This window comes from Rhodococcus sp. NPDC057014, assembly GCF_042673295.1.
Taxonomy (GTDB): Bacteria; Actinomycetota; Actinomycetes; order Mycobacteriales; family Mycobacteriaceae; genus Rhodococcus_F.
In genome coordinates, this window is record NZ_JBHUSF010000403.1 from 1 (window position 1) to 6,943 (window position 6,943).

Consider the following 6,943-nt stretch of genomic DNA (forward strand, 5'->3'; position numbering starts at 1 on the left):
GCGCCGAGGAGCATCAGAAGCACGTAGACCGCGGTCGCCGCGCCCGCGACATACGTCCGCGAGAACGCCGCCCACCCGACCAGTGCGACCATCGCCGTCGCCGCCAGCGCGCCGACGACCACGGGGAGCCGGGTCAGTTCGCCGATCCGCCGGAGGAACGCCGGCGTCGCGACGCACAGCAGGACGTACGCGAGGACGTAGCCGTGGGCGGACACGGCGAGCAGCCCGATCAGGACGTCGCGGCTCGAACCGCTGACGAACAGGTAGAGGACGGGGACGGCGACGATCACCGGCATCGCGACCGTCAGCGCCACGTGCGGGGTGTGGAACCGGTGGTGCGTCCGGCCGAACACGGTCGGGACCACCCCTTCGCGGCCCATCGCGAACAGCGTTCGCGACAGTGCTGTCGTCGAACCGAGGACGCAGGCGAACCAGGAGGCGGTGATGCCGAGTTCCATGACGATCGACAGCGCCGACGAACCGGCGCCGGACGGGTCGGGCAACGTGAGGACGATCGGCAGCGAGTCGACTCCCTGCCGCACCGGCTCCGGCAATTGCAGGGCGGCCGCGAACACGTACAGGACGCCCAGGGCGATCGGGGTCCACCGGATGGCGCGCGGAACGGTGACGAACGGGTTGCGGGCTTCGCGCGCTACCGTGCCCGCGCTCTCGAATCCGACGAACGACGTGATCGCGAGCAGTACGGCGAACCCGACCGCGGACCCCGATTTCGCGCCGCCCGCGGACGGGGTCGCGCCCTCGCGGACCGATTGGACGAACGCGACCACGAGCGCGGCCGAGGCGGCGACGATGGCGAAGACCTCGATGGCGAGCATGATCCGCGCCGACAACCTCACGCCCCGGATCATCAGCATCAGGGCGAGCAGTCCGACGATCGCCGCGAGGACCGCGATGAGCGTCGACCCCGTCGGAAGCCCGACTCGGCCGAGCAGCGCCGCGAGGTAACTCGCGGCGCCGAGCGTGCTCGCCATGGCGGCGGCCGCGTAGCCGACGAGCAGCGACCAGCCGCCGGCGAAACCCGGCACCGCCCCGAGTCCCTTCACGATGTAGCTGTAGAGGCCGCTGACGGCCACCATCCGAGTCGCGAACTGGCCGACGCAGTAGCCGACCGCCGTCATCAGAATCGCCGCGGCGACGAACACCGCGATGGTCGCCCGGCCGGCGTCGGGGATGACGAGAGCGGGCAGCGTGACCATCACGGCCGACGGTGCGACCGCGGAAACGGACTGCCCGAGCACCTGGACGAAACTCAGGCGCGCGCGCTCGAGACCGGCGACCGGTGATCTACTTCTGATTCTGGGTGTACCGGACACCACGCACCTGCTCTCCACACTTTCTCGCCTGCCCGCGCGTGATCGACCCCGGGCTGCATGAGTTGCACGCTAGCGCAGGAGTCGAGCGTGATGCGCCGATCGGAATTAATTTTCGGTCACCTCGAATGAGAATGGCCGGGGAATTCCTTCCCGATTCCGGAGCCGCCGCCTGCGGGCAGGCCGGATCAGCTGCGCCAACCCGGAAAGCCGGAATGAGAATCGCCGCCGCCGCGGCCGGAAAAGTCGAATGAGAATGCCGCAGGACCGGATTCCCATCCGGATTTGGTAGTGACCGGCGACACATCCGGGGTTTATCGTGGATTCGGGCCACAGCACGACGAGGCGAAACTTCCCGCCAAAAGTGTTCTGCCGAAGCCGGATTCATTCACAGTTCCGCTCACTCCATCGAAGAGGACATGATGACTGCACTCGTTCACACCACCGCCGCCCTCGACCCCCGGGTCGTCGACTTCGTGTCGTCCCCGAAGCGCATGTTCGTCGACGGCCGATGGGTGGACTCCGCGTCGGGCAGGACGTTCGAGACGGTCGATCCCGGCACCGGACAGGTGATCACGACAGTCCCGCACGCCGGCATCGAAGACGTGGACCGGGCAGTGGCGGCGGCCCGGCGGGCGTTCGAGTCGGGGCCGTGGCGCGCGCTCACCCCGGCCGAACGCCAGCGGATCCTCTGGAAGATCGGCGAGGGAATCCTCGCCCGGGCGGATCAGTTCGCGCAGCTCGAGTCGATCGACAACGGCAAGTCGGTGGCGGTGGCGAAGGCCGTCGACGTGACGTGGGCGGCGGAGATCTTCTTCTACTACGCCGGCTGGGCCACCAAGATCGAGGGCCGCACCATCCCGGTGTCGGTGCCGTGGGCGCCCGGAGCCCGCTTCCACGCCTTCACCACCCGCGAACCGGTCGGCGTGTGCGCGCAGATCATCCCGTGGAACTTCCCGCTGGTGATGGCCGCGTTCAAGGTCGCGCCCGCGCTGACCTGCGCGAACACCATGATCCTCAAGCCCGCGGAGCAGACCCCGCTCACCGCGCTGCTCCTCGCCGAGGTGATCGCCGAGGCCGGCGTCCCGGACGGCGTGTTCAACGTGCTCACCGGTTTCGGCGACATCGGCGCGGCGCTGTCGAGCCACGACGACGTCGACAAGGTCGCGTTCACCGGTTCGACCGAGGTCGGAAAGAAGATCGTCAATGCCGCGTCGGGGAACCTGAAGAAGGTGTCCCTCGAACTCGGCGGCAAGAGCCCGCAGGTCGTGTTCTCCGACGCCGACCTCGAGGCCGCGATCCCGGGGGTGGCCAGCGGATTCCTGTTCAACCACGGTCAGGCCTGCACGGCCGGAACGCGGCTGCTCGTCGAGGATCGGATCTTCGACGAATTCACATCCGGGGTAGCCGATTTCGCGAAGTCGCAGAAGATCGGCCCCGGGCTCGACCCCACCAACGACATCGGCCCGCTGATCTCGGGGGAGCAACTGGGCAAGGTCACCGGCTACATCGACGCCGGACTCGCTGACGGCGCCCGCGCCCTCTCCGGTGGGCGGCGGCACGGCGACACCGGTTTCTACGTCGAGCCCACCCTGCTGGTCGACGTGAACCGCGACTTCAGCGTGTACCAGGAGGAGATCTTCGGACCGGTCGCCGTCGCGGTGCCGTTCAACCGGGAGGAAGGTGTCCGCGCGGCCGCCAACGACACCCCTTACGGCCTCGCCGCCAGCGTGTGGACCCGGGACGTGTCCCGCGCCCACGAGGTGGCCGCCGAGATCAAGGCGGGCACCGTGTGGGTGAACTGCCACAATGCCTTCGACACGGCGCTTCCGTTCGGCGGCTACAAGCAGTCCGGGTGGGGACGCGAACTCGGTGAGGGCGCCATCGCCGAATACACCCAGAGCAAGTCCGTCAACATCGCGCTCTAGGGACCGTGACCGGAGTCGAATGAGAACAGCCCTGCGTGCGTTCTCATTTGCCGTCGACGAACCGTGACGCTTCGGCAACCGCGCCGACAACCCGCAGTCGCATGCTCGTTCGAAGAGCTCACCACCGAGCATCCACGCAGATCCTCTCCTCGTGAAAGTCGAAGGAAGCCATGACAACCAACGCCTCACCGCACCCGAGTGCAGTCAGCGACGGCGCGTCTCGCAGACTGGCAGGCACCCTCGGTCCCGGTGCCATCGTGTTCATGGTCGTCGCAGCGGCGGCCCCGTTGACCGTGATCGCCGGCACCGTCCCGCTGGGCATCTCGGCGGGCAACGGCGCCGCCTATCCGGCGTCGTACCTCGTCTGCACGGTGGTGCTGCTGTTCTTCGCCGTCGGATTCACCGCGATGGCCAAGCACCTCCCCGGCGCCGGCGCGTTCTACACCTACATCACGCAGGGCCTGGGCAGGCATGCCGGTCTCGGCGCCGCATTCCTCGCGCTGCTGTCGTACACCGCAGTCCAGGGCGCGGTCTACGGATACATCGGGGTCGCCGTCAACGATTTCGTCACCGCGCACGGCGGTCCCGAACTTCCCTGGTACGTGTGGGCCCTGGCCGTGACCGCCGTCGTCGCGATCCTCGGATACCGGCACATCGACCTGTCCGGCAAGGTGCTCGGCGTGCTGCTCGTCTGCGAGGTCGGCATCGTCCTCGTCATCGACGCCGCCGTCATCCTCCGCGGCGGCGGTGACGAGGGATTCTCGACGGCGGCATTCCACCCCGGCGAGTTCTTCTCCGGGGCGCCCGGCATCGCCCTGATCTTCGCCATCGCCGGGTACATCGGATTCGAGGCCACCGCCGTCTTCCGTGACGAGGCCCGCGACCCGGGCCGCACCATTCCCCGCGCCACCTACCTGGCATTGCTGGTCATCGGCGGCTTCTACGCACTGTCGAGCTGGGCGATGGTCAGCGCGTGGGGCGACGAGGGCGCGGTGGCCGTCGCCACCGAGAACCCGGAGGGCATGATCACCGAGACCGCCACCCGGTACGTCGGCGCGATCGCCGGCGACCTGGTCCAGATCTTCCTGATCACGAGCCTGTTCGCGGCGCTGCTGTCCTTCCACAACGTGCTCTCCCGGTACATCTTCTCGCTCGGGAACAGCGCCGCCCTGCCCGCCGGCTGCGGCCGCTCGCACGACAAGCATGCGTCGCCGTACATCGCGTCGGTCGTGCAGACGGCGTCCGCCCTGGTCCTGATCCTCGCGTCCGCCGTCTCCGGACTCGACCCGGTGACCGAGGTGTTCGCCTGGTTCGCCGGGGTCTCCTCGGTCGGCATCGTCGCCCTGATGACCCTGACGTCCGTGGCCGTCCTCGTCTACTTCGGCCGGACCCGGGTGGACCGGCGGCTGTGGAACACGGTGATCGCACCTCTGCTCGGACTCGTCGGCCTGGCCGGGCTGCTGATCATGACCGTCGCCAACCTCCCGCTTCTCGTCGGCGGGTCCAGCACACTCGCCGCCGTCATCGGGGTCCTGCTCGTCGGAACCTTCGCCGGCGGAGCAGCCGTCGCAGTGCTCCGGCCCCATGCCGCACGCTACGACACCGCACTACCTCAGCACCACACGAACGACACCGTCCTCGACAAGGAGATCGCACGATGAGTACCGCCACCACCGAGACCCCGGCCACCGTGAGGTCCGCCGCCCCGGATCATCCGCTCACGCCGCTGTCCGCGGACGAGATCCGCTCGGCGAAAGCACTGCTCACCGATGAGGGGTTGATCGGCGAGAACGTGCGCTTCGTGTTCGTCGCGCTCGCCGAGCCGCACAAGTCCACGGTCCTCGCGTTCACCCCCGGCGACCCGATCGAGCGGCGCGCCCGGATCCTGCTGCTCGACCGGTCCACCGGCATCGGCACCGACCTCGTCGTGTCGGTGACGGAGAACCGCGTGATCAGCAGGGCCACCGTCGATTCCGCCACGGACGGCCACGTGCCGATCCTCGACGAGGAGTTCGAGGACATCGAAGCGTTCCTGCTCGGCAGCTCCGACTGGCTCGCGGCGATGGCGAAGCGCGACATCGAACCGTCGAAGGTCCGGGCGGTTCCCCTGTCGGCCGGTGTGTTCGGCCACGAGGACGAGGTCGGGCACCGCATCGTTCGTGTCCTCGCCTTCCACCAGGAGGACAAGGCGGACCTGCCGTGGGCGCACCCCATCGACGGGGTGGTGGCCTACGTCGACCTCACCGAGCGTCGCGTCGTGAAGGTGGTCGACGAGATCGAACTCCCGGTGCCGGCTGAGCGCGGCGAATGGGATGCCGAGCCGCACGCGACACCCACCCGCACCGACCTCAAGCCGATCGAGATCACCCAGCCCGAGGGTGCCAGCTTCTCCGTCGACGGCAACGAGATCACCTGGGCCGACTGGAAATTCCGCTTCGGTTTCGATGTGCGCGAAGGACTGACGCTGCACCAGCTCTCGTTCGACGACGGCGGGGTGGAACGGCCGGTGATCTACCGTGCGTCTATCGCCGAGATGGTGGTTCCGTACGCCGATCCCTCCCCGGTTCGGTACTGGCAGAACTACTTCGACCAGGGCGAGTATCTGTTCGGCCGGTACACGAACTCACTCGAACTCGGCTGCGACTGCCTCGGTGAGATCCAGTACTTCGACGTCACCATCGCCGACGAGTCCGGCGACCCGCGGGTGATGAAGAACGCGATCTGCCTCCACGAGGAGGACTACGGCGTCCTGTGGAAGCACACCGACATGTTCAACGGCATGACCGAGACCCGCCGCTCGCGCCGCCTCGTCATCTCGTTCTTCCTCACCATAGGCAATTACGACTACGGGTTCTACTGGTACCTCTACCTGGACGGCACCATCGAACTCGAGGCGAAGGCCACCGGAATCGTCTTCACGTCCGCGTACCGCGGCGCGGAGGGATTCTCCACCCAGATGGCACCCGGGCTCGGCGCCCCGTTCCACCAGCACCTCTTCTCCGCTCGACTCGACATGGCCGTCGACGGTAACGTGAACACGGTCGAGGAGGTGGATGCCGTGCCCGTCCCGATGGGACCGGAGAACCCGTGGGGCAATGCCTTCCGCTGCCAGAAGACCACGCTGACCACCGAATCCGAGGGGCAGCGCACCGCCGACAACCTCAAGGCGCGCGTCTGGCACATCACCAATCCCACCAAGCAGAACCGCCTGGGTCAGGACGTCGGGTACGCGCTGCACCCCGAGGGGCAGCCGGTGCTCCTGGCCGACCCGTCGAGTTCGATCGCCGCCCGCGCCGCGTTCGCGACCAAACACCTGTGGGTGACGCAATACGACGAGTCCGAGCGCTATCCCGCGGGCGACTTCGTCAACCAGCACCCGGGCCAAGCCGGTCTGCCCTCGTTCGTGGCCGGCAACCGGGACATCGACGGCGAAGACCTGGTGCTGTGGCACACGTTCGGGCTGACGCACTTCCCCCGGCCCGAGGACTGGCCGGTCATGCCCGTCGACTACGCCGGGTTCAAGCTCAAGCCCGTCGGGTTCTTCGACCGCAATCCCGCGCTCGACCTGCCGGCGAGCACCGCGAAGCACTGCTGCGAAGGCTAGACGTCGTGACCACCGTCTTCTCGACGTCCTCTTCTTCGGCCTTCTCGACGGCCGCCCGCCGCACCAGCCACTGGTGGCGG

4 protein-coding genes are annotated in these 6,943 nt (G+C 68.1%); 3 read left to right on the top strand and 1 reads right to left on the bottom strand.

All coding sequences use genetic code 11. From position 1 onward, the window contains the following. Positions 1–1,334 (bottom strand): APC family permease (locus ACFTZB_RS40935; RefSeq protein WP_378440947.1); only part of this gene is annotated, 1,334 nt, incomplete at its 3' end. Between the two features lie 419 nt (positions 1,335–1,753). On the opposite strand from ACFTZB_RS40935, the gene ACFTZB_RS40940 reads away from it, so the two are divergent. The 3 genes from ACFTZB_RS40940 (at position 1,754) to ACFTZB_RS40950 (ending at position 6,863) form a co-directional block, all read left to right on the top strand. Next, the gene (locus ACFTZB_RS40940) at positions 1,754–3,259 is read left to right on the top strand and encodes an aldehyde dehydrogenase family protein (protein WP_378440949.1); all 1,506 of its coding nucleotides are present in this window, start codon (positions 1,754–1,756) and stop codon (positions 3,257–3,259) included. A 170-nt stretch (positions 3,260–3,429) separates the two neighbouring features. Then, positions 3,430–4,920 carry an APC family permease gene (locus tag ACFTZB_RS40945; RefSeq protein WP_378440951.1) on the top strand — a complete coding sequence of 497 codons (1,491 nt, stop codon included), beginning with the start codon at positions 3,430–3,432 and terminating at the stop codon, positions 4,918–4,920. Beyond that, positions 4,917–6,863, top strand: coding sequence for a primary-amine oxidase (locus tag ACFTZB_RS40950; RefSeq protein WP_378440953.1), 1,947 nt, complete (start codon positions 4,917–4,919; stop codon positions 6,861–6,863). The genes ACFTZB_RS40945 and ACFTZB_RS40950 overlap by 4 nt, the downstream gene beginning before the upstream one ends. Positions 6,864–6,943 lie beyond the last annotated feature (80 nt).